Raw genomic sequence first — 22,968 nt, forward strand, 5'->3', positions numbered from 1 at the left:
CTTAGCGCTTTCCACCCCGTTTTGGATGGGGTAATCCGCACCACACATGGCGACACGCAAGAGACTCTCCCCCGAGGAATCGCGCCTGGCTGCACTCGAGTCGGCGCGCGCGCTGCTGATCGAGACCGGTCCGCAATCGGTAACGCTCAAGGCCGTTGCCTCGCGAATCGGGCGTACGCACGCCAATCTGCTTCACCATTTCGGATCGGCCGCGGGATTGCAGAAAGCGCTCGCCGGCCACCTTGCGAAAACGGTGTGCGACACGATCATCGACGCCGTGCGGGCAAGCCGCGCCGGGCTGGGCAGCCCACGCGAAGTGGTCGACCTCGCCTTCGATGCCTTCGACAAGGAAGGGGCGGGCGCGCTTGCCAGCTGGATGATCCTGACGGGCAATGAGGATGCGCTGACCCCCATTGTCGAGACGATCCATCAGCTGGTCGACGAGATCGCCCCCGAAGAAGCGGCGCATGGTGTCGATGCCATGCATGTGCATGAAGAAACGCTCGCACTGGTGCTGATGGCGATGGGCGATGCACTGATCGGGACCGCTCTGGCCCGGTCGCTCGGCCTGCCCGATACGGCCGCGCGCGATCGGGCCGAGCGCATGCTCACCCGATCGATGGAAGCTAACCTTCCGAAGCGGTAACCGCCTTGCGCATCCATCCCGGCGTGTTCTCGAAATCGATATCCGCCAGTCTCAGATGGTCGACCGCCAATCCCAATTCCGGGTAACCGGCCTTGCGCCGTTTTTCGTCCGACCGGTCGAGCGGGACCACGACCAGCCTCCGGTTGACCTTGCTGCGCCAGTTCATTCGCGCAGTATTTTCCTGGCCGACATAGCAGCCTTTGGCGAAGGTGACGCCGTTTAGCTCGACCGCATTGGTCTCTAGCCACAAAACATCGCCCAGCTCGGTGCGTCCTTCCGGTACGCCCAGTGCGAGCCGGTGCGCTAGCCACGCTTCGTCGGCGGCCTCGTGGGCATCGTCCGCGGGGGCAAGCCAGCGCTGGCCCAAAGCGCCGAGACGCGGATCGGCAGCGCCGCCATCGCCCATCTCGCGCTGCCAATGGATGGCTACGGTACGATCGACGCGAATCTCGATCTTGCGACGCAGGCGATAGAGCGAGAGACGTTTGGCCAATTCCTCGGCCGCCTCCGCCTCGCAATCGATCAGCAATTCGCCCCCGGGACCCGGCCAGACGAGGAAATCGAACAGCGTCTTGCCCTGCGGCGTCAGCAGTCCGGCATAAACGGGCAGATTGCCGGTGACGTCGTTGGTCACGAGGCCCTGCAGGAAGTCCGCGACGTCCTCTTCGGGGTCCTCGGCAGACAGGCGGATCACGGAGCGGCTGGTCAGGCGGGTAGCAGTCATGGGTGACAGATAGGCCGCTCGCCGCCATAGGCAACACCATGGTCGAATCGCTGACAATCCGCCGCCCCGACGATTGGCACCTGCACTTCCGCGACGGCGCAACCATGCGCGCGGTGGTGCCGCAGACCGCTCGCCAGTTCGCGCGTGCGATCGTGATGCCCAACCTTTCCCCTCCGGTGACCACCATGACGCTGGCCGCCGCCTATCGCGAGCGGATCCTGGCGGCGGTGCCCGAGGGTATGGACTTCACGCCGCTGATGACCGCCTATCTCACCGACGAGAGCGATGCGGACGATCTGGCGGCGGGCCACGGCGATGGCGTGCTGACCGCGGCAAAGCTCTACCCGGCGGGTGCGACGACCAATTCCGCCCACGGGGTCACCGATGTCGCCAATATCATGGGCGTGCTCGAGCGGATGGCCGAGATCGGCATGCCGCTTTGCGTTCATGGCGAGGTGACCACGCCCGATATCGACATCTTCGACCGCGAGGCGGTGTTCATCGACCGCGTGCTTCAGCCGCTGGTCGACCGGCTGCCGAACCTGCGCGTCATCTTCGAACACATCACCACGATGCAGGCCGTGTCCTTCGTCGAGAGCGGGGGGCCGAATATCGCCGCGACGATCACGCCGCAGCACCTGCATATCAACCGCAACGACATCCTCGTCGGCGGGATCCGTCCGCATATGTACTGTCTGCCGGTGGCCAAGCGCGAACAGCATCGCCTCGCGCTGCGCGGCGCGGCGACCAGCGGCTCGCCGAAGTATTTCCTCGGGACCGACAGCGCGCCGCACCATCGCCACGACAAGGAAAGCGCCTGCGGCTGTGCGGGCATCTTCAACGCGCCCTTCGCGCTCGAAAGCTATATCCAGGTGTTCGAGGACGAGAGCGCGCTCCAGCATTTCGAAGCCTTCGCCAGCCTCAACGGTCCGGCCTTCTACGGCCTCGCGCCCAATGAGGAGCGAATCACGCTGGAGAAGGCGCCGGTCGAGGTCCCGGCCGAGGTGGACGGCGGCGAGGGGCGGATCGTGCCCTTCCACGCGGGCGAAACGCTCAGCTGGCGGCTGGCCTCCTAGACCGGGCGACGAGGTTCCAAACGAAGATCGCCGCCGCCGTCCAGATACAGGCGAAGCACGCAGCCTGCGCCGGTTTCAGCTCTTCGCCGAACACTGTGAGGCCGAGGACGAAGACGATGCTCGGCGCGAGGAACTGGATGAAGCCCAGCGTCGAATAGGGCAGTTTGCGCGCGGCGATGGCGAAGAACAGCAGCGGGAAGGCGGTCAGCGCGCCGCCCGCCATGATCGCCAGGCTGAGCTCGGCCGAGACGGCGAAGGAAGAACCTTGCGTCTGCGCGAAATACCACGCAACCCCTGCCGAGGGGACCAGCAGTAGAGCCGATTCGATGGTCAGTCCGGGAAGCGATCCGACGTCGAGCTGCTTGCGGATCAACCCGTAGCTCCCGAAGCTCAGCGCCAGCGTCAGGCTGATCCACAGCGTCGTCAGTGCGCCCGCGACAAGCAGCGACACGCCGATCGCGGCAATGCCTACCGCGACCCATTGCGGCCGCGTCAGCTTCTCGCCCAAGAGCAGCGTGCCGAGCAGTACGTTGAGCAACGGATTGATGTAGTAGCCAAGGCTCGCGGCATAGACTTGGCCGTTCTGGATCGCCCAGACGTAGACCACCCAATTGACCGCTATCAGCGCGGCGCTCGCGGCGAGCCAGCCGAGCGTGTGGCGATTGGCGAGGGCGGCGCGCAGATCGGGCAGCTGCCGGCGAAACAGCACGATCAGCAGACACAGCGGCAGTGTCCAGATGATCCGCCAACCGACGAATTCGAATGCCGGGACGCTCTGCACGAGAATCAGGTAGAGCGGAAGGAAGCCCCAGATGATATAGGCACCGAAGGCCGCGACAAGGCCCGTCCGGTCGTGCTGGGGTGGGGCGCTGGCATCCATCGGGGCGCGCTAGGCGGGTGAGCACGTGCCCGCAAGCTTCATTTCATCGCTGCCCAGACCTCGATTCATCGAAAATCGCAAATCTGACGATGCCGTTGCATTCGGTTCAGCTTCGAGGGCGTAAAGCTTAACGGCATCGACAACGTGGCTGTGGTGGCCAGCCCCAACCAGAAGGACGAAGCCGTGTCGAAGTTTCTCAAGACTGCATCGATGGCACTGGCCGCATCGGGCCTTGCCCTTGCGGTGCCGGCAAGCGCAGCCCCCGCGCTGCACGCGACGCAGGGCGCGCATGCCACCGTTACCGGGGACATGACCTACGAACACAAGCGCCATCGCCATCATCGCCACTATCGGGATTATAGGGACTACCGGGACTACCGGGATTACAGAGATTACCGCGACGACCGACGCTACGAATCGCGGCCCTATTACATGGGCTACGACCGCTATTACGGCCAGCCGGTTCGCGCGAACACGCGTATCTGGCGCGGGCGTGACGGGCGTTACTACTGCCGCCGCGACAATGGCACCACCGGCCTGCTGGTCGGTGCCGGGGTCGGCGCGCTGCTCGGCCACGAGATCGCCGGGCGCGGTGGAGACCGCACGCTTGGCGCGATCCTAGGCGGGGCAGCGGGCGCCTTGCTCGGCCGCTCGATCGACCGCTCCCGAACGCGCTGCGGCTAACCCTTTTGCGAGTTCCGGCCGTGCCCACCCACGGTCGGAAACCACGGTTCCCCACCGAGCCGTGCGGGCGTCGTCCGTCCTCCATTCCGGAGGCGGGCGGCGCCCTTTAGCTTTTGTCCAAGCGCATGTCCCGCTATGGTGCAGGGCATGTCGAGAGGCTGGAAGTCCTGGCGACTCCGGCCTTATGCCGTTCGTGTTCCCAAGCTGAAGGTCTACCCATGAAACGTCGCCTGCTCGCCTCTCTCGTCCCCGTCGTTCTGCTTGCGAGCTGCGGCGATACGGCCGAGGACGAGGCGGCAGGCGACGCAATGGACCCGGCCAGCGAACAGGCTCTCAACGATGAGCTGATGACCGATCCGGACCTTGCCGGCCGCAACGAGGCGAATGCCGCGCTGTCGGGCACTGGCAATGCCGCGATTCCCAATATCGACAAATCGCCGCGTGCGGTCGAGGCTGCGCGCAGCCGCGCTGCCGAACTGGTCGGCGGCCGCGGCGAGCTTGTTTCCGCGCCTACCGCCACCGCGCTCGGCGAAGGTGCGGCGCCAAGCCAGGCCATGGTGGCCGCAGCACGCGCAGCAGTCGCGCCGGGCGGCGAGAATTGCGGCGACAAGGTAGAATATTCTTCGGCCTGGGCCGCCAAATTGCCTGCCGCTTTCCCCGTCTATCCGCGCGGCAATACGCAGGAAGCCGCCGGGACCGACGAGGGCGAATGTGCGCTGAGAGTGGTTTCTTTTCTCACGCCGGTCCCCCTCGATGAGGTGCTCGCATTCTATTACACCCGTGCCAGGGGCGCCGGGTTCAGCGTCGAACACGTCACCAGCGCGGGCGACAACATCCTGAGCGGGACCAAGGGCGATGCGGCCTATGTCGTCTATGGACGGCGCCTGCCCGAAGGCGTGACCGAAATCGATCTCGTCACCACCGACTGAGTTGAACTCAGCTTTCCTTGATCCCCACGCCGATGCTCGCGCGCGGCTGGCCCATTTCGTTGCTGGCGACCGGATAGGCGCAATAGTCCGCGGCGTAATAGGCCGCCGGGCGATGGTTGCCCGACAGGCCTACGCCGCCGAAGGGCGCGGCCGATGAAGCGCCATTGGTGGGGCGGTTCCAGTTGACGATACCGGCGCGAATCTCGTTCCAGAACAGTTCGAAATCTTCCGGTTTTCCGCCGATGAGCGAGGCCGAAAGGCCGTATCGCGTATTGTTCGCCTCGTAGATCGCCTCGTCGAAATCGGCCACCCGGACGACCTGCAACAGCGGGCCGAACAGTTCGATGTCGGGGCGTTCGTGAATCTCGGTAGCATCGAGGATCGCGGGCGTGAGGAAGGGCAGTTTCTCGTCAGGCCGCTTCATATGCATGATCGGCTTGCCGCCGCGGCTCATCAGCGCGACGAAGCTTTCGGTCAGCAGATCGGCCGTCGCATTGTCGATCACGCAGCCCATGAAGGGCTGCGGATCGGCGAAGGGTTCGTCGACGATCAGTTTTTCGGCCAGCGCCTTCACCGCAGGCACGATCTTGTCGAACATCGAATCGACGACAATCAGGCGCCGGGCAGCCGTGCAGCGCTGGCCGGCGGTCGTGAAGGCCGACTGGATGATGGTTGCCGCCGCATCCTCGATCTTCGGTGTGTCGAGCATGACGATCGGGTTGTTGCCGCCCATTTCCAGCGCGACGATCTTGCCCGGATCGGACGCCAGCTTGCGATTGATCGCGATGCCGGCGCGCGCTGATCCCGTGAACAGCACGCCATCGACCATCCAGTGTTCGACCAGCCCCTGGCCGACTTCGACGCCGCCATGGATGCACTGCACCACGCCTTCGGGCACCTTGGCTTCGTGGAAACAGCGGGTGAGAAACTCGCCGACGGCCGGCGTTTTCTCGCTTGGCTTGAAGATCACCACATTGCCAGCGATCAGCGCCGGGACGATGTGGCCGTTGGGCAGATGGGCGGGGAAATTGTACGGGCCGAGCACCGCCATCACCCCATGCGGCTTGTGCCGAACGGCGGCGGTGCCCTGCAGCGCGCTGTTGAGTTTCTTCTGGCCCGTGCGTTCGGCATAGGCGGTGATCGAGATCTCGACCTTGCCGATGACCGCCTCGACTTCGGTGCGGGCTTCCCACAAGGGCTTGCCGGTCTCGCGGGCGATCAGTTCGGCGAAGGGATCGGCATGTTTGCGCACCTGGTTGGCGAAGCGCCGCATGAACTCGATCCGGCGGCCGAGCGGTTCGCGCGCCCAGTCACGCATTGCCTTGCGGGCGCGTTCGACGGCGGCGTCGACATCGCCGGATTTGCCGTGCCAGATTTCGCGGCCGGTTGCGGGTTCGGTTGAGACCAGATCGGTCGCCATTGCGTATCTAATGTCCTGTGGCTTCTCGAAACGCAGCCTAAGTGGTGGGTTAGGCGCGCCGCGTCAATTCAAGTCGTCGATTGCGACCGGGGATGGCCTGCCGGGGCCGGTGCATGGCCATGGGCATCGCCCATCCGGCGCAGGGCAGCGACCTTGTCGTGCAGCGGCTGCCAGTTGTCGTCTTCTGCGATAGCCGCCCAGATCGCCTCGACTTCCTCGATCAGCATCGATTGCGGGGCATCCTCGTCCCAATAGGGATGATCGTCGGAGATCGGTTCGAATCCCTGGAGCACTTCGGCGAGATCGCCCCCGGCATTGCGGCCCGCCCGGTTGGAAAAGAAGAATTCGTCGGGGGCAATGCCGCTCTCGTTCATGGCCTTTTCACAGGCTCCCACGAGTTTGCCGTTGGATTCAGCATCGCGCGGCGCGAGCCCCATGCGCCAGCACCAGCGCCTGCCGACTGCTTCCGAGTAGAGCGGCCCGAACCGCTCCATCGCGGCAATCAGCGGCGGGGCATCGGCCAGCAACCGCAGAGCCACGGCGAACTGGCCGCAATTCCAGTGCAGCGCTTCGGGTTGCCGACCGAAAGCGTAAAGGCCCTGGTGATCGAAATAGGCGGCAGTGAAGCCCGGATCCCAGCGTGGCAGGAAGCGCCACGGGCCATAGTCGAAGCTTTCCCCGGAGACATTCATATTGTCGGTATTGAGCACGCCGTGGACGAAGCAGGCCACCATCCATGCGGCGGCAAGGTCGGCCAGCCTCTCGACCACCAGGTGCATCAGCCGCACCGCCGGTTCGTCGCATCCCGGCGCATCCCCGGGCGGGGGCGGTCCGGGGAACTGGGCGAGGCAATAGTCCACCAGTCGCGCCATATGCTCGCGCTCTTCCATGGCGAGCAGGCGCTGGAAGGTACCGATGCGGATATGCCCGTGGCTGAGCCGCGTCATCACCGCCGATCGGGTCGGGCTCGGTTCGTCCCCACGCCACAATTGCTCGCCGGTCTCCACCACGCTGAAGGTCTTCGAGGTATAGACGCCGAGCGCCTCGAGCATTTCGGTGGCGAGAATCTCGCGAACCGCGCCCTTGAGGGTCAGCCGGCCGTCGCCGTCGCGGCTCCACGGCGTCTGGCCCGAGCCCTTGGTGCCGAGGTCGAGCAGGCGGTCCGCGCCATCGCGTAACTGCGCGAAAAGAAAGCCGCGCCCGTCGCCGATTTCGGGATTGTACACGCGGAACTGATGTCCGTGATAACGCAGAGCGAGCGGGCGGGGGAGATTGTCCGGCAAGGGCTCGAATCGACCGAAATGTCGCAGCCATTCTTCGTCCGACAATTCTGCCAGTCCCACGCTTGCTGCATGGCGATCGTTCCGGAAGCGCAGTTGGCTTTTCGGAAACTCGGCCGGCTCCACCGCATCGCCGATCCAGTCGGCAAGTGTGGTGATAGGGGTGTCGGGGCGATAGCTCGCGGCTTGCGGTTCTGCGCGCATACGGCGATAGTGAGCGGCAATAAGGCCCGACACAAGGGCAGGAACGCCAAGCGACTAAGGTTTTCGCCGCCAGACATGGATACTAGCTTTACCGACCGCCATTGGCAGAGCGCCGACGGTCTCACCCTCCATTTCCGCGAATATGGGACCGCAGGGGATCGCCCGCCGGTCATCTGTCTGCATGGGCTGACGCGCAATGCGCGCGATTTCGACAATCTCGCGCCATATATCGCGGGGCAGGGCTGGCGCGTTCTGGTGCCTTCGATGCGCGGGCGCGGGGACAGCGATTACGCGGAAGAATCGGACAGTTACGCTCTGGCGACCTATGTCGAGGACCTGCTGGCGCTACTCGCGCAGGAAGGTATCGACAGCTTCGTGTCCATCGGCACGTCGATGGGCGGGCTTATGACGATGCTGCTGGCGCACGAACAGCCCGAGCGGATTGCGGGGGCGGTGCTCAACGACATCGGGCCGGTGCTGGAAACTGCCGGGCTCGACACGATCAAGACCTATGTCGGCCAAGGCCGCAGCTTCCCGACATGGATGCACGCCGCACGCGCGCTGGAGGAGGTGCATGGTCCCTCTTTCCCGGCCTTCGACATCCAGGCGTGGATCGCCATGGCCAAGCGGACCATGACGCTGTGCAACAACGGCCGGATATCCTTCGATTACGACATGAAGATCGCCGATCCGATCCTCGCCAGCCCCGAAGCCGCTGCGCCGGTCGACCTGTGGCCGGCTTTCGAAGCGCTCAAGGACAAGCCGCTGCTGCTGCTTCGAGGCGAATTGTCGACCCTGCTGTCGGAGCGCAGCTTTGCCGATATGCAAAAAATCGCGCCGGATGCGGATAGTGCGGTCATCCCCCGGGTCGGCCACGCGCCGACGCTCGACGAGCCCGAGGCGCGCGCTGCCATCGACCGACTTCTGGCGCGGGTCGCGTGAACCGGGCGCGCGGCGGCGCGGTGCCGCATATCCTGCATTTGCAATCCACTTTCGCTGCCGGTGGCAAGGAACTGCGCACGGTCCAACTGATCAACGCTTTCGGTAAGAAGGCGCGGCATACGATCGTGTCCGCCGAACCTGATCGGCTGGGCGCGGCCGAGCGTATAGCCAAATCCATCGATGCGCGCATCCAGCCCGATTTTCCCAGCCTTAAGGGACGCCCGACGCCCGGGCGCCTGCAGAAGCTCGCCAAGGCGATGAAGGGCTTCGACCTCGTTTGCACCTATAACTGGGGCGCCATGGATGCCGTCATGGCGCATACGCTATTCAAGGACCTGCACAATCTCCCGCCGCTGATCCATCACGAGGACGGTTTCGACGAGAGTGAGCTGAAGAAGCTCAAGACCGGCCGCACCTGGTATCGCCGGATCGCCCTGGGCAAGGCTGCCGGGCTGGTCGTCCCGTCCGAACGGCTGGAAGAAATCGCGCTGGTCGATTGGCAGCAGCCGTTGGGCAGGGTGAAGCGCATACCCAACGGCATCGACACAAAGGCTTTCGCCATGCGGCCCAAAAGGGACGCGCTGCGGCTGATCAAGCATCCGGGTGAGCTGTGGGTGGGCACTTTGGCCGGCCTGCGGACGATCAAGAACCTGCCGCGGCTGGTGCGCGTGTTTTCCCAACTCGCCGACAACTGGCAGCTCGTCATCCTGGGCGAGGGCGATGCGCGGGATGCGATCCTGGCGGAGGCCGATCGGCTGGAGATCAACCACCGCGTCCACCTGCCCGGCGCGGTCGACGATCCCGCGCGCGTGATCGGCCTGTTCGACATTTTCGCGCTGTCGAGCGATTCCGAGCAGTTCCCCCTTTCCGTGGTCGAGGCCATGGCGGCCGGTCTCCCGATCGTGGCGCCCGCCGTGGGCGACATCGCAAGCATGGTTGCCGAACCGAATGCCGAGTTCGTCACGCCGCCGGGCAATGAGGATGAGCTGGGTATGGCGCTGGTCCAGCTGGCCGTTTCGAAGGACCTGCGCAAGGAGGTCGGCGAAGCCAATCGCGCCAAGGCGGTGGCGGAATTCGACGAGGCGAAGATGATCTCGACCTACCGCCGCCTCTATTCGAGCGCGATGCGAATCGAGCTGTGAGACCTTTCAGCCCGCATTCACGCGGGCGGGGACAGGCTTTGCCGACCATTGCCCTTGCCCGCACCTGTCCTTAAAGAGCCGCGCAAACCGATATCTATCCAGATGGAGCCCGCCCCAGTGGCCCTGACACCCAAGAAGAAGCAGTCCAGCGACGACAAACGCTCCAGGCAGGCGAATGCCGAGCAGGAAGCGCTGGTTCGCGAAGTCGACGAAGCCGTCCGCCAGAGCGATGCCGAGGCGTTCCTCGAAGCCTGGGGCAAGCCGCTGTTCGGTCTGCTGATCGCCGGCCTCGTCGCTTTCGGCGGCTATCTCTATTGGGACAGTCGCCAGGAAGCCGAGATGGAGCGCGATTCCGAAGCGCTGGTGGGTGCGCTCGACCAGATCCAGGCGGGTAATCTCGACAGCGGGTTCGACCGGCTGGAGGAACTCGCCGGCAAGGATGGCGCGGGCGCCGCCGTGGTCGCTGCGATGGTGCGCGCGGGGATTGCCGAACAGCGCGGCGATACCGAGGTGGCGGCAAGCCTGTTCCAAAGCGTCGTCGAGAACGAGGATGCCGCGCCTGCCTTCCGCGATCTGGCGCGCCTGCGCGGTGTGGCACTGAACTACGACGACATGTCGAGCGCGGAGGTAATCGCTGCGCTCAAGCCGCTTGCGGTCCCGGGCGAGCCCTATTTCGCCAGCGCCGGCGAGCTGGTCGCGCATGCTTACCTCGATCAGGGGCAGCGTGCCGAAGCGGGCGCCCTCTTTGCCGAGATTGCCAAGGACGACAACGGGCCGGAATCGATCCGCTCGCGCGCGCGCCAGATGGCCGGCGTGCTGGGCGTCGATGCGATCGAGGATGTCGATGCGCTGCTCGAGGAACAAGGGGTCGAACGCGATCCGGCCGAAGGCGAAAACGCCGCGGCCACGACCGAATAGGCCGATTGCGGCCCGCCAGAAATACGGAACGAGGATACAGATGAAGTCCACCAACCTACCGCGCACCGCAATCGTAGCGGCACTGGCGATCGGCCTTGGAGCCTGCAGTGGCGGCCTTTTCGGCGGCGGCGACGACAAGAAGGTCACGCCCACCATGGGCGAGCGTCAGCCGATCCTGTCGCGCATCCAGACCGGCGCCGAAGTCGACCCCGCGCTGGCAGGCGTTTCGGTGGTATTGCCGCCCGCTCAGGCGAACGAGGCCTGGGCCCAGGCCGGTGGCAATGCCGGCAAGTCCTATGGTCATCTGGCCCTGGCAAGCAATCCGACCCGCGCCTTCAGCGTCGATATCGAAGGCGCGACAAACCGTCGGCGGCTGGGTGCATCGCCGGTCGTGGGCGGCGGCATGCTGTTCGCGGTAGGTGGCGACGGCACGCTTGCGGTGTTCGACGCGCAAACGGGCGCGCGCCGCTGGTCCTACGATCCCGGACTCGAGAGCGACTTGAGGCCATCGGCCTTCGGCGGCGGGGCGAGCTATGACAACGGCCGCGTCTACATGACCGACGGCGCGGGCGACGTTATCGCGCTCGACGCCGAGACGGGTTCGGAACTCTGGAAGGTCAAGCCCTCGGGCCCCCTCCGCGGTTCGCCGACGATCGCCTTCGGGTCGGTTTTCGTGATGACGCAGGACAACCAGATCTTCGCGCTCGATGCAGCCGATGGTTCGATCCAGTGGCAGGAATCGGGCTCTTCGACGCAGGCCGGTGTGTTCGGCGTGGCAGCACCGGCAGCCGGGCAGGGTACTGTTATCGCAGGCTACAGCTCGGGTGAGCTCAATGCCTATCGCTACGAGAACGGACGTGTCCTGTGGGCCGATGCCCTCGCGCGCACCTCGATCTCGACGCAGGTCGGATCGCTGACCGATATCGATGCCGATCCGATCATCGACAGCGGGCGCGTCTATGCGCTCGGCCAGGGCGGCCGCATGGCGGCGTACGAACTGGTTACCGGCCAGCGCATCTGGGAGCTCAATCTCGCCGGGATTTCGACCCCGGCCATCGCTGGCGAATGGATCTTCACGCTGACCGACGATGCGCGCCTGCTCGCCATCGCGCGCTCGACGGGCAAGGTGCGCTGGCTGACCCAATTGCCACGTTGGCGCGACGAGGAAGACAAGGAAGGCCCGATCTTCTGGTCTGGCCCGGTGCTGGCGGGGAACAATCTCTGGGCGGTCAATTCGCGCGGCGAGGTCTATCGCATCAGCACGGGCGAGGGTTCGGCAAGCCTGTTCACCGATCTCGACCAACCGGTGTCGCTGGCGCCGGTCGTGGCGAACAACACGCTCTACATCCTCGACGACAGCGGCCGGATTACCGCCTTCCGCTGATTTTCGTGCTAGCGTGACCGCCATGTTAACCAATCTGGGCTAACGAAGGGCGGTCATGAACGCGACGGAGCAAGCACCCCTCGCACGGCCGACGAGCGATGTTTCCTCGGCCGTGGGTCTGGTCGGCCTTGCCGGGCTGTTTGCCTGGGTGGCTTTCGCGCGTGCCTTTCCCGATATTGCCGAGGTCTTCGACTGGTCGGTGCCGCGCGATACGCTGGGCGGGCGCAATTCCGCGCTCGTCGGCCTGCTCGCCGCGGCTATTCCGATGGCGGCTTGGTCGATTTTCGTCGATAAGGTGCATCTGCGCCCATCGACCGGCCTCGACTGGTCGCTCGTCCGCAATCGCACACCGGATCGCCATGCAACCTGGGTCAAGCTGGCCGGCCTGTGGGCCACCTGGGCGATCATCGCAGGTCTTTATTGTCTGTGCCGCTGGTATTGGGAGGGGCAGTATCTCTTCTCGATGCAGGTGCTCGGCTATGCCGCGATTCCGCTGGTGGTGCTGTCGGTGCCCTATGTTTTCTGGATCGACCGCGCCCTGGTGAATCAGCGCGACCACGCCTGGCACTTCGGCGCGCTGTTGCTGATGCGGCCCGGCTGGGACATGGCGGAGGTGAGGAAGCACTGGCAGACGTGGATCATCAAGGCCTTCTTCACCGCCTTCATGATCTCGATCATTCCCTTCGCCTACCGCAATATCGTGACCGCCGATTTCGTCGAGATCGCCGCGCGGCCCGAACGCATCGCGCTGACGATCATCGAGGCGATGTTCATGATCGACGTGATGATCGGCACGGTCGGCTATATCGTCACCATGCGCCCGCTCGATGCGCATATCCGCTCGGGTAATCCGCTGCTCGGCGGCTGGATTGCGGCCTTGGTCTGCTATCCGCCGATCATGTGGGGCATTCTTGGCGGGGGCAAGGCGATCAATTACGAGCACGACACGGCGGGCTGGCTCCACTGGATGGCGGGTAACGACACGTTGATCGCGCTATGGGGTGCGCTGCTGGTGTTCCTCACCGGGATTTATGCCTGGGCGACCTTCGCCTTCGGCCTGCGGTTTTCCAACCTCACCTATCGCGGCGTGCTGACCAACGGACCGTACCGCTTCACGCGGCACCCGGCCTATGTGTCGAAGAACCTGTTCTGGTGGGCGGCGGTGCTGCCGTTCCTCGTGACCAGCGGTTCGCCGGTCGAGGCGATCCGCAATTGTTTCTTCCTGCTGGTGGTCAATGGCATTTATCTCTGGCGTGCCAAAACCGAGGAAGCGCATTTGCTTGCCGAGGATCCGAAGTATCGCGAGTACCACGCATGGATGGCGCAGCATGGTCTCCTGACCGCCCCGCTGACGCGGCTGTGGAATCGGGTGAAGCCGCGGCAGGTGCTCACCGAGCAGCCGGCAGAATAATCAGCCGAGCGGCTGGCCGTCGTCGGTTTCGTAGATCCTCAGATCGCGCGATTGCGGCGGATTGGCGGCCATGACCTTTTGGAATTCGGCCATGTGTTCCGATTGGCCATGCGCATCCAGCGCCGCGCGGTCGCGCCAGCGTTCGAACAGGATCAGCGTATCAGGATCGGCGATGTCGCTGGCGAAGGTATAGTCGAGGCAGCCGTCTTCCGCGCGGCTGGCGCGCACCATCTCGACGATCGCCTTGCGCGTGGCGGCATCGATCGTGCGCCCCAGTTTGATCGTTCCGCTGATCTGGATCATCGCCTGTCTCCCTCGGCCCGTTAAAAGCTGTATTTGTAGACGCGTTTGATATCGCCGCCCCACTCGCCGTGATAGCGATCGAGCAAGGTCTGTGCCGGGACCTTGCCGCTGGCGACGATCTCGTCGAGCGTTTCGAGGAAGCCGGTCTCGTTGTCGCCCGAGGTGTTGAGGCGTCCGCGCGCGGCCAGCCCGGCGCGGGCAATGGCGAGCACGTCTTTCGCAAGGTCCTGCAGCTTGCCGCCGCCGGGGATCGACGCGTCCAGCGCCAGCTTCGGCACGGCATTGCGCAGTTCCTCGCGCTCTTCCATCGTCCAGTGCTTTACCAGATCCCAGGCCGCATCGAGCGCGCCCTGGTCGTAGAGCAGGCCGACCCATAAGGCGGGAAGCGCGCAGATGCGGCTCCACGGCCCGCCATCGGCGCCGCGCATTTCGAGAAAGCTTTTCAGCCGCACTTCGGGAAATGCGGTCGAGAGATGGTCCCACCAATCGGCTTCGGTCGGTTTTTCCCCAGGCAGGACTTCCAGCTTTCCCTCCAGGAAATCGCGGAAGCTGAGGCCGGCAGCGTCGATGTATTTCCCCTCGCGGAAGACGAAATACATCGGCACGTCGAGCATGTAATCGACCCAGCGTTCGTAGCCGAAGCCGTCCTCGAACACGAAAGGCAGCATGCCTGTGCGGTGCGGATCGGTGTCGCTCCAGATGTGCGAGCGGTACGACAGGTAACCGTTGGGTTTCCCTTCGGTGAAGGGCGAATTGGCGAACAGGGCGGTGGCGAGCGGTTGAAGCGCGAGGCCGGTGCGGAATTTCTGCGCCATGTCGGCTTCGGAGCCATAGTCGAGGTTCACCTGGATGGTGCATGTGCGCAGCATCATGTCGAGGCCGAGACTGCCCACGCGCGGCATGTGCCGCATCATGATTTCGTAGCGCCCCTTGGGCATGACAGGCAGTTCTTCACGGGTCTTGTCGGGCCACATGCCGAGGCCGAGGAAGCCGACTCCGCACCGCTCACCGATTGCCTTGACCTGTTCCAGGTGCCGCCCCGTCTCGGCGCAGGTGTCGTGCAGATTTTCGAGCGGTGCGCCCGACAATTCGAGCTGGCCGGCGGGTTCGAGGCTGACCGTGCCATCCTCGCCGCTCATGGCGATGACCTTGCCGCCTTCCTCGATCGGTTCCCATCCGAACTCCTTCAAACTCAGCAAGATATCGCGGATTCCGCCGGGCTCGTCATAGGAAAGCGCGCGAAAGCTCTTGCGGCAATAGACCAGCTTTTCGTGCTCGGTGCCGATCCGCCAGGCGTGCTTCGGCTTCTCGCCGCGCTGCATCGGAGCGACCAGTTGGTCGCGGGATTCTATGATGGGATCCTCTGCCCCGGACGTCTCGCGCGTGCTCATGACGAGTGGCGATAGGCAACCGAACCTTGCGTGGAAAGGAAATTAATCTTCGCCGAGCCAGTCGCCCGCCTCGGCCATCCAGATCGCGATACCCGCAATCGCTGCGGTCTCACCGCGCAGGATACGCGGGCCGAGGCTGATCGCAACCGAGGCGGGATGCGCGCGGATGGCGGCGCGCTCGGCATCGTCGAAGCCGCCTTCCGGACCGACCAGCAGCGCCGCCGGCCCCTCGGCATAGCAGAAAGCATCGGCAGCCGGCTCGCCGCCTTCCTCGTCGGCGAAGAACAGATGGCGTTCCTGCGGCCAGCTGCGCAGCAGCGCGTCGAGTTTTGCGACGGGGGCGATTTCGGGCAGCGCGGTCCGCGCGCATTGTTCGGCCGCCTCGGTGACGATGGTATCGGCACGTTCGGCATTGAGCTTGTCCGCAACGCAGCGCCGGGTGACGACGGGCGCGATGCGCGCGACGCCGAGCTCGGTCGCTTTTTCGAGCACGAGGTCGAAGCGGTCTTTCTTGAGCAATGCGGGACATAGCCAGAAATCGGGCACCGGTTCGCGCGGGCGCAGATGCTGCTTGGGTTGGAGCAGGACGTGCCGCTTGCCTGCCTCGACCACCTCGGCAGCCCATTCGCCGGTGATATCGTCGCACAGGATCACGGCGTCTCCCGGGGAAGCGCGCATTACTTTCGCGAGGTAATGGGCTTGATTGCCCTCGACCTGCACTGCCGCGTTGGCAGAGAGTTCCTGCTCGACAAACAGGCGCGGGGCGCTCTTCGGGGGCCAGGCGGGGGTTGCGGGCATGATCCGGCAGCTAGCGACATTCTATCCCTCCGTCATCCCCGCGAAAGCGGGGATCCCGCTACATCTTTGGATGCATGTCGCAAAAAGCGGGATTCCCGCTTTCGCGGGAATGACGGATTGGTTTAGGGGGCACTGGATGTCCGAAACCATCGTCCCCGACAGCGAACATCGCGGCCTCGTCGCGCGCCTGCCGCAATTGCCGCGCGATCTGGCGCAGCTGGCGCGGTTCGACCGGCCGATCGGCTGGTGGCTGCTGTTCTGGCCCTGCGCCTGGGGCGTGTGGCTGACCGGCGCGGGCTGGCAGCTTGAACTGCTCGGCTGGCTGCTGCTCGGCAGCATCGCGATGCGCGGGGCGGGCTGCGTCTACAACGACATCGTCGATGCCGAGCTCGACCGCAAGGTCGCGCGCACTGCGGTGCGCCCGGTGGCGAGCGGGCGGATCTCCAAGAAGCTCGCCTGGACCTGGCTGCTCGCCCTGTGCGCCGTCGGCCTGCTCGTGCTGTGGCAGTTGCGTCCTTTCGCGCAAGGGGTCGCGCTGGCCAGCGTCGTCTTGGTGGCCGCCTATCCTTTTATGAAGCGCATCACCTGGTGGCCGCAGGCATGGCTGGGCATGGTCTTCACCTGGGGGCTGCTGGTCGGCTGGACGCAGCTGCGCGCCGACAATTGGGACGCGCTCGCAGCGATGTATGCGGGCGCAGCGCTGTGGGTCATCGGCTACGACACGATCTACGCCATGCAGGACCGCGAAGACGATGCGCTGGTCGGCATCCGCTCGAGCGCCCTGCGATTGGGCGGGCGGGTGCGGGGCGGCGTGGCGCTGTTCTACGCCGGTGCCGTCGCGTTGTGGGTGCTGGCCTGCTGGCTTTACCGCGCCGACTGGGTCGCGCTGCTCGCGCTGCTGCCCGCGGCAGGGCACCTTGCCTGGCAGGTAGCCACGCTCGACGGAGAGGACCCCGGCAACCCGCTCGACCGCTTCCGCGCCAATCGCTGGACGGGGGCACTGGTCGCCGCCGCCTGTTTCGTCGTGGGGAATGCCTGATGCTGGCGCAATGCGATTTGGTTGGGCCGCTTGAGAACGGCTGCAATGAACGGTTCGGTCTCCTCGTGATATCTGGGCGGCTGATCTGATCCCATGCGCATCGCGATGTTCGAACCCGAAATTGCAGGAAATGTCGGCGCGGTGATGCGGCTTTGTGCCTGTTTGGGTGCGCGAATAGACCTAATCGAACCAATGGGGTTCAAATGGGACGATCGTCGCGTGCGCCGCGCAGCCATGGACTATATCGACCATGTCGAGGTCGTGCGGCATGCCGACTTCGAGGCTTTCTACGAGACATTGGGCGAGGGGCGGTTGGTGCTGTTCACCACCAAGGCGACCCAATCCGCTTATGACTATGCATATCGCCCCGACGACGTGCTGCTGTTCGGCAAGGAAAGCGCGGGCGTGCCGCACCATGTGGCCGAGACGAGCGATGCGAAGGTGCGTCTGCCGATGCGCGCGCAGGTCCGTTCGCTCAACGTCGCGACCAGCGCTGCCATCGCACTGGCCGAGGCGCTGCGTCAGACCGGTACGCTCCCGCGCTAGCGTCTCGCGGTGGACAAGTGGCATCGCCCGGGCGTGCGAGGCTTGAGCGACTCGGCGAGGTCTTCTTTACCTTGCTCGCATGACGGACACATTCGCGGCGCTTTCCGATCCCACCCGGCGGCACTTGCTGGACCGGCTGAGCGAGGAGGGCGGGCTGACCCTGTCGGATCTGGCGGAAGACCTGCCGATGACGCGCCAGGCGGTGGCCAAGCACCTCGCCGTGCTCGAGGCTGCCGAACTGGTCGCCTCCGAGCGCGACGGGCGCTGCAAGCGGCATTATCTCAACCCGGTGCCGCTCGCGAAGATGGCGCGGCGCTGGTTGGGTCGGTTCGAGGAGGTTCCGCTGGCAGCAATGTCCGGTTACCACGGTTCTGCACACGGAGTTCGCGCCGCGCGAACATCGGCTCTCGCAGGATCGGCTCATTCATAGCTGACCACCTCGAATTCGATTCCGTCCCAATCGAAGAAATAGAATCGGCGACCCGGCTCGTAGTCGTCATGGCCGAAGGATTTCAGCCCATGCGCGGCAACGACCTTTTCCGCCGCGTCGAGATCGTCGACGGTAAAGGCGACATGGTTGAGCGGCTGTCCCTTGCGATACTCGCCCTTCACATGCTCGCCCGTATAGAGCGCAATGTAATCGTGAGCTTCTCCGACGTGGATCGTGCGCCCGCCAAGCTGCGAATTGCCGCGCCAGCGCTCCCTCCAGCCGAGCAGGTCTTTCAGCAGGTCTGCGCTGCGATCGGGATCGGTAACCGAGATATTGGCGTGTTCGAGGCGTCCGGTGGACATCGTGCATCTCCTTGTCAGGGACGGCAAACCGAGAACCGGTCGGACGCCCGCATTTGCGATGCCCATACCTATGCAACTTCAACTTCACTTGAGGTCAAGGTCCAAAAGCCCTATCAGTGAAATCGATGAACTCGAACGACCTTCTCAGCATCGGCGACCTTGCGCGCCGCACCGGCCTGTCGACCTCGGCGATCCGCTTCTACGAGGACAAGGGGCTGATCCAGGCGCATCGCACCGCCGGTAACCAGCGACGCTTCCTGCGCAGCGATATCCGGCGCTTGAGCTTCATCCTGATCGTGCAGAAACTCGGCCTCTCGCTCGAAGAGATCGGCGACCACTTGCGCAGCCTGCCCCAGGGGCGCACGCCGTCGAGTTTCGACTGGTGGAAGATCAGCGAGGCGATCCGCGAAAGCCTCGATCGTCGGATCGCGCAATTGCAGGCGCTGCGCGACAATCTCGACGGCTGCATCGGCTGTGGCTGCCTGAGCCTGAAAACGTGCAAGCTCTACAATCCCGACGATATCGCCGCGGAAGGCGGGCCGGGGCCTCGGGTGCTGCGCTAGTTGCGGACGGTCCGTTGGCGACGACATTGCGGTCATTGGAGGACTCGGTCAAATGATTGCCGATGGAACAGAGTGATCCTTTTCTGGAGCGGACCTATCTACTCGACGGAACCGAATTAACGTGTCGGTTCTATCAGCCCGTTTCTGATGGTCAGGACTTCAGTTGCCGGTATGAGATCAAGTGGCCCGACGGTCTTCGTTCGCGCAGTGCTTGGGGAGTGGATAGCGTTCAATCTCTGCTGCTCGCAATGCAGGCCGTGCATAGCGACCTCTTGCTCCGTCGGGAGCGGGACGGACTTGAAGTTCGATGGCTCGACGGGAGAGAACTTGGACTGCCTCCGCTCGGTGGAAACACCTCAGCAACGAGAGAGTAGCGGCATTGGCTGAATGGCCGCTCCTCACCTACAAACCGCCAAAGACTGGCTAACGCGACGCGCCTCAAACCGGACAGGGCGTCTCAATATTCCGGCCCAAGTTCCGGATCGAGATCGCGCGGGCGGGCGAAATGCACCAGCTTTCCGCAGCCGTCGCGTAGATCGGCCCAGTCCTCGATATCGAGTTCGAACACCGCATAGGCGGCGGTCGGAAACTTCACCTTGGCCTCGTCGTACAGCGCGTTCTCGTTCTTGGGCGCAACCAGTTCGAACAGCATGTCGCCAAGCCCGGGATTGTGACCCGAGATCAGGAGGCTGTCGCCGTCCCCGCCCGCCTCGCGGATCACGGTCATGATCGTGTCGGTGCCCGCGAGATAGAGCCGCTCGTCCCATTGCGGCGCGAGTTCGGGAAGCGCTTCGGCCAGGGTTCTCTTCACGCGTTCGGCGGGGCTGGCGACGAGCCGGTCCCAAGCGACGCCATGCGCGCGGATATGCTCGCCGATGACCTCGGCCCCCTTGCGCCCCCGATCGTTGAGTCCACGGTCGAAATCGCGCTTGTCGCTCTGGCCCCAATCGGACTTGGCGTGGCGCAACAGGCCGAGGATTTTCACGATGGTTGGCTCTCCGCTGGCGAATGCTCGGGGCTAACAACACCCTTGGCGACGCGCTGTAAAGCCTCTTCGAGTGTCAGCCTCGTGACGGGCGTGCCTTCGGGGAAGGCCGACAGCAAGCGACTGGGGAAGGCGGGCGAGAGTACGACGAAATGGCCCGAATCCTCGCGCGTGCGGATCAGCCGGCCGAAGGCCTGAGCGAGCCGGGCGCGGATGATGCGGTCGTCGTAACGCTGCGCGCCGCCCTGCTGCTCGGCCGCGGCGGCGCGGCGCGCCCGGTGGAGGATGGTCGGACGCGGCCAGGGCACGCTTTCCATCACCACGCAGCGCAGGCTGCGGCCCGGCACGTCGACCCCGTCACGCAGCGCATCGGTGCCGAGCAGGCTGGCGCGTGGATCGTCGCGGAAGATATCGGTCAGCGTGCCCGTATCGATCGGGTCGACATGCTGCGCATAGAGCGGCAGCCCGGCGCGGGCGAGCCGGTCTGCGATGCGGCCATAGACTGCCCGCATCCGGCGGATCGCGGTAAACAGGCCGAGGACGCCGCCATCGCTTGCCTCGATCAGCCGCGCATAGGCGCCGGCGAGCGCGGGGATGTCGCCCTTGCGGATATCGGTGACGATCAGGACCTCGGCGCGGCTCGCATAGTCGAACGGACTGTCCGCCTGCACGGTCCTCGGACTGAGTTCGAGATGCGGTGCACCGCTCTTGGCGATGGCGTGCGGCCAGTCGGGCCCGCTCTCGTCGCGATCGGTCAACGTGGCACTGGTCACCATCACGCCATGTGCGGGTTCGAGCACGACCTTCGCAAACGGCTTCATCGGATCGAGCCAGTGGCGGTACAGCCCGACGTCGAATTCGCGCGCATCGTTGCGATCGACCTGCAGCCAGTCGACGAACTCCGGGTCCGCAGGCCCTCCGAGCCGCGACAGCAGCGCTTCCCAGGCGGCGATCAGGTCGATCCGCCAGGCGAGCGAATGGCGGGCACCTTCGATCCGCGCGCGACCCTGACCGTCGAGCCAGTCGGGTGCGTCCTCCATTACCGCTTCGAGCCGTCCGGCAAGTTTGAGCAGCGGTGTCCGGATAGCCGCCAGCGCCTGCGCGGCAGTGCCCGCCGCCTCGATCAGTTCGCCGGGCAGTTGCGCGGCCTCGGTCTCGATACCATAGCCCATCTCGAGACCGCTCTCGTCGCGCGCGAAGGTGGTGGCGCGGACTGCGGCGAGCAGTTCCTCGAGCGGCCCCAACGGCGCGCCTTCCGCAAGTCGGCCGAGCCAGCCATCGGCGGGCAGGGCGTGCGCGGCCTCGACCGCGTCCTCCACCGCCTCGCCGCCCGCATCGTCATAGCTCGCGACATCGGCGAGCCGCGCGGACAGGCCGCGGCGACGCCCGCGGCTGTTCTTTTCCGGTCCGATGATCCAGCGCCTCAGCTCGATCGCTTCCTGCCCCGTGAGCGCTGCGGAGAAGGTGCTGTCGGCAGCATCGAATACGTGATGGCCCTCATCGAAGACGATGCGCGTGGGACGGCTGGCGGGATCGCGCCCGCGCGCGGCGTTGACCATGACCAGGGCATGATTGGCAATCACGAGATCGGCCTGTGCGGCATTGCGCGCGCTCCGCTCGATGAAGCATTTCCGGTAATGCGGGCAGCCGGCATAGACGCATTCGCCGCGCTGGTCGGTGAGCGCCGCAATGCCGCGCTTGCGGAACAGCGTGCCGAGCCAGCCAGGCAGATCGCCGCCGATCATGTCGCCATCCTGCGAATAGGCCGCCCAGCGCGCGACCAGATGGGCGAGTATGGCGGGGCGGCCGGCGAAGCCGCCCTGCAGTGCGTCTTCCAGATTGAGCAAACACAGATAGTTCTCGCGCCCCTTACGCACGACCACAGGCGGCGAACCGTCGGGGCGGGCGGCAGGCCAGGCGCGGGCGCTCTCGCGCCGCAGCTGGCGCTGAAGGTTCTTGGTATAGGTCGAGACCCAGACCGTGCCGCCGGAATGCTCCGCCCAGAGCGAGGCCGGGGCGAGATAGCCCAGTGTCTTGCCGATCCCAGTGCCCGCCTGCGCCAGCAGGACATGCGGGCGCTTCTGCTTATCGCGTGGGCTGAAGACATGGCCCGCACCCTTCGAGAAATCGCGCTGGCCGTCGCGCCGCTCGGCTCCTTCGCCGGTCAACCGTTCGAGCTGCGCCTCGATCTCGGGTCCCTCGATCCGCACCTGTGCGGGCTGCGCGCGCTCGGGGGTTTCATCCCACTCGGGCAGACGGCTGAAGAGCCATTTTTCCGCATGTTCGGGTTTGCGGATATGCGGGGCGAGCACGCCCGACCAGGGCCAGCGGAGCCGCGCGAGCGATTGCAGCGCCGACCATGCACCCTCGCGTTCGGGCCAGTCCTCGTTCTCGCAAGTCGCCAACAAGGCTCCCGCAGCCTGTTGCAGCAACAGCGGCACCCCGGCATCGTCAGCAGGTTCTTCCAGCCCCAGCGCGTGCGCCAGCCCCTTGGGCGTGGGTACGCAAAACCGCGCGGGGTGGATGAAGGCGAAGAGCTCGAGCAGGTCGAGCCCCGAGAGGTCAGGATAGCCCAGCCGGTTGGCTACCAACGGCGCATTCATTAGCAGCTGCGGCGTATCGGCCGCGGCCATTACCGCTTCGCCCTTGGAGCAACCGCGCGTCCCGCCATTGGCGTCTCGCAGCCACGTACCTGCGTGGCTGGCGTGAAGGGCGGGGAGGGGCAGCGGCTCGCTCACGAAAATGACCATGAAAGGGCGGGAACGAAAAGTAAACAGAGCGCGGCGAGACCATGCCGGAGCTCATTCGGTTCGTCGCAAACGCTCGGCGGCTGGCCGTGAAACGCGCGAGAGAAATTACGAAAAAACAGCTAGTTGGAGTTTTCTGAACGCCCGATTACCGGAACTGTGGC

General features: G+C 65.1%; 23 protein-coding genes. 13 read left to right on the forward strand and 10 right to left on the reverse strand.

Annotation, left to right across the window (positions count from 1 at the left end; translation table 11 throughout):
• The first annotated feature begins 46 nt into the window (after positions 1-46).
• Positions 47-646: a TetR/AcrR family transcriptional regulator gene (locus ASS64_RS12450; RefSeq protein ID WP_067694909.1), complete on the forward strand. Its 600-nt coding sequence runs from the start codon at positions 47-49 to the stop codon at positions 644-646.
• Here the strand turns inward: ASS64_RS12450 and ASS64_RS12455 are convergent.
• Complete coding sequence (locus ASS64_RS12455) at positions 627-1,370, reverse strand: folate-binding protein YgfZ (protein WP_067694912.1); 744 nt, start codon at positions 1,368-1,370, stop codon at positions 627-629. The genes ASS64_RS12450 and ASS64_RS12455 overlap by 20 nt on opposite strands.
• Positions 1,371-1,408: 38 nt before the next feature.
• Between ASS64_RS12455 and pyrC the strand changes: the two genes are divergently transcribed.
• A complete protein-coding gene (gene pyrC / locus ASS64_RS12460) occupies positions 1,409-2,446 on the forward strand; it encodes a dihydroorotase (protein WP_067694914.1) in 1,038 nt (345 codons plus the stop codon).
• Here the strand turns inward: pyrC and rarD are convergent.
• Entirely contained in the window at positions 2,424-3,326 is a 903-nt protein-coding gene (rarD, locus tag ASS64_RS12465) for an EamA family transporter RarD (RefSeq protein ID WP_067694917.1), read from the reverse strand. The two genes, pyrC and rarD, sit on opposite strands and share 23 nt — an antisense overlap.
• Before the next feature lie 153 nt (positions 3,327-3,479).
• Here rarD and ASS64_RS12470 point away from each other — a divergent pair, with 153 nt between their 5' ends.
• Both ASS64_RS12470 and ASS64_RS12475 read left to right on the forward strand, forming a co-directional pair.
• Positions 3,480-4,010: a glycine zipper 2TM domain-containing protein gene (locus ASS64_RS12470; RefSeq protein ID WP_234002395.1), complete on the forward strand. Its 531-nt coding sequence runs from the start codon at positions 3,480-3,482 to the stop codon at positions 4,008-4,010.
• Between the two features lie 218 nt (positions 4,011-4,228).
• Complete coding sequence (locus ASS64_RS12475) at positions 4,229-4,939, forward strand: hypothetical protein (RefSeq protein ID WP_067694920.1); 711 nt, start codon at positions 4,229-4,231, stop codon at positions 4,937-4,939.
• A gap of 7 nt (positions 4,940-4,946) precedes the next feature.
• Here ASS64_RS12475 and astD read toward each other — a convergent pair whose 3' ends face one another.
• Both astD and ASS64_RS12485 read right to left on the reverse strand, forming a co-directional pair.
• Complete coding sequence (gene astD / locus ASS64_RS12480) at positions 4,947-6,359, reverse strand: succinylglutamate-semialdehyde dehydrogenase (RefSeq protein ID WP_067694923.1); 1,413 nt, start codon at positions 6,357-6,359, stop codon at positions 4,947-4,949.
• 68 nt (positions 6,360-6,427) lie between these two features.
• On the reverse strand, positions 6,428-7,843 hold the full coding sequence (locus tag ASS64_RS12485; RefSeq protein ID WP_067694926.1) for a protein adenylyltransferase SelO family protein: 1,416 nt from the start codon (positions 7,841-7,843) through the stop codon (positions 6,428-6,430).
• 75 nt (positions 7,844-7,918) lie between these two features.
• Between ASS64_RS12485 and ASS64_RS12490 the strand changes: the two genes are divergently transcribed.
• The 5 genes from ASS64_RS12490 (at position 7,919) to ASS64_RS12510 (ending at position 13,640) form a co-directional block, all read left to right on the forward strand.
• Positions 7,919-8,785 (forward strand): alpha/beta fold hydrolase, encoded by an 867-nt coding sequence (locus tag ASS64_RS12490; protein ID WP_067694928.1) that lies wholly within the window; start codon positions 7,919-7,921, stop codon positions 8,783-8,785.
• On the forward strand, positions 8,782-9,927 hold the full coding sequence (locus ASS64_RS12495; protein ID WP_067694931.1) for a glycosyltransferase family 4 protein: 1,146 nt from the start codon (positions 8,782-8,784) through the stop codon (positions 9,925-9,927). Before ASS64_RS12490 ends, ASS64_RS12495 begins: the two co-directional genes overlap by 4 nt.
• A 117-nt stretch (positions 9,928-10,044) precedes the next feature.
• Entirely contained in the window at positions 10,045-10,845 is an 801-nt protein-coding gene (locus ASS64_RS12500) for a tetratricopeptide repeat protein (RefSeq protein WP_067694933.1), read from the forward strand.
• Between the two features lie 40 nt (positions 10,846-10,885).
• Positions 10,886-12,229, forward strand: a complete 1,344-nt coding sequence (locus tag ASS64_RS12505; RefSeq protein ID WP_067694936.1) for a PQQ-binding-like beta-propeller repeat protein — start codon at positions 10,886-10,888, stop codon at positions 12,227-12,229.
• A 55-nt stretch (positions 12,230-12,284) separates the two neighbouring features.
• Positions 12,285-13,640: an isoprenylcysteine carboxylmethyltransferase family protein gene (locus ASS64_RS12510; protein ID WP_067694938.1), complete on the forward strand. Its 1,356-nt coding sequence runs from the start codon at positions 12,285-12,287 to the stop codon at positions 13,638-13,640.
• Here the strand turns inward: ASS64_RS12510 and ASS64_RS12515 are convergent, their stop codons facing one another.
• Genes ASS64_RS12515 through ASS64_RS12525 form a run of 3 tightly spaced genes read right to left on the reverse strand, consistent with a single transcriptional unit; the run spans position 13,641 to position 16,132 of the window.
• Positions 13,641-13,943, reverse strand: coding sequence for a putative quinol monooxygenase (locus ASS64_RS12515; protein ID WP_067694941.1), 303 nt, complete (start codon positions 13,941-13,943; stop codon positions 13,641-13,643). It lies immediately after the preceding gene.
• A 20-nt stretch (positions 13,944-13,963) separates the two neighbouring features.
• Complete coding sequence (locus ASS64_RS12520; RefSeq protein WP_067694944.1) at positions 13,964-15,334, reverse strand: glutamate--cysteine ligase; 1,371 nt, start codon at positions 15,332-15,334, stop codon at positions 13,964-13,966.
• 42 nt (positions 15,335-15,376) lie between these two features.
• Positions 15,377-16,132, reverse strand: a complete 756-nt coding sequence (locus ASS64_RS12525) for a 16S rRNA (uracil(1498)-N(3))-methyltransferase (protein WP_067694947.1) — start codon at positions 16,130-16,132, stop codon at positions 15,377-15,379.
• Positions 16,133-16,268: 136 nt separating this feature from the next.
• On the opposite strand from ASS64_RS12525, the gene ubiA reads away from it, so the two are divergent.
• The 3 genes from ubiA (at position 16,269) to ASS64_RS12540 (ending at position 18,147) form a co-directional block, all read left to right on the forward strand.
• The gene (gene ubiA / locus ASS64_RS12530) at positions 16,269-17,171 is read left to right on the forward strand and encodes a 4-hydroxybenzoate octaprenyltransferase (protein ID WP_067694950.1); all 903 of its coding nucleotides are present in this window, start codon (positions 16,269-16,271) and stop codon (positions 17,169-17,171) included.
• A 93-nt stretch (positions 17,172-17,264) separates the two neighbouring features.
• On the forward strand, positions 17,265-17,717 hold the full coding sequence (locus tag ASS64_RS12535) for a tRNA (cytidine(34)-2'-O)-methyltransferase (protein WP_067694953.1): 453 nt from the start codon (positions 17,265-17,267) through the stop codon (positions 17,715-17,717).
• Between the two features lie 79 nt (positions 17,718-17,796).
• Positions 17,797-18,147 carry a helix-turn-helix transcriptional regulator gene (locus ASS64_RS12540; protein ID WP_083508345.1) on the forward strand — a complete coding sequence of 117 codons (351 nt, stop codon included), beginning with the start codon at positions 17,797-17,799 and terminating at the stop codon, positions 18,145-18,147.
• On the opposite strand, the gene ASS64_RS12545 is transcribed toward ASS64_RS12540, so the two are convergent.
• Positions 18,138-18,509 carry a VOC family protein gene (locus ASS64_RS12545; protein WP_067694956.1) on the reverse strand — a complete coding sequence of 124 codons (372 nt, stop codon included), beginning with the start codon at positions 18,507-18,509 and terminating at the stop codon, positions 18,138-18,140. The two genes, ASS64_RS12540 and ASS64_RS12545, sit on opposite strands and share 10 nt — an antisense overlap.
• Before the next feature lie 125 nt (positions 18,510-18,634).
• Here ASS64_RS12545 and soxR point away from each other — a divergent pair, with 125 nt between their 5' ends.
• Positions 18,635-19,072, forward strand: coding sequence for a redox-sensitive transcriptional activator SoxR (gene soxR / locus ASS64_RS12550; protein ID WP_067694959.1), 438 nt, complete (start codon positions 18,635-18,637; stop codon positions 19,070-19,072).
• A gap of 457 nt (positions 19,073-19,529) precedes the next feature.
• Here soxR and ASS64_RS12555 read toward each other — a convergent pair whose 3' ends face one another.
• Both ASS64_RS12555 and ASS64_RS12560 read right to left on the reverse strand, forming a co-directional pair.
• Positions 19,530-20,057: a histidine phosphatase family protein gene (locus ASS64_RS12555; protein ID WP_067694962.1), complete on the reverse strand. Its 528-nt coding sequence runs from the start codon at positions 20,055-20,057 to the stop codon at positions 19,530-19,532.
• Positions 20,054-22,807 carry an ATP-dependent DNA helicase gene (locus ASS64_RS12560; RefSeq protein WP_067694966.1) on the reverse strand — a complete coding sequence of 918 codons (2,754 nt, stop codon included), beginning with the start codon at positions 22,805-22,807 and terminating at the stop codon, positions 20,054-20,056. Before ASS64_RS12560 ends, ASS64_RS12555 begins: the two co-directional genes overlap by 4 nt.
• Positions 22,808-22,968: the final 161 nt, after the last annotated feature.

Origin of the sequence: Erythrobacter sp. AP23, from assembly GCF_001542855.1 — a bacterium.
Taxonomy (GTDB): Bacteria; Pseudomonadota; Alphaproteobacteria; order Sphingomonadales; family Sphingomonadaceae; genus Qipengyuania.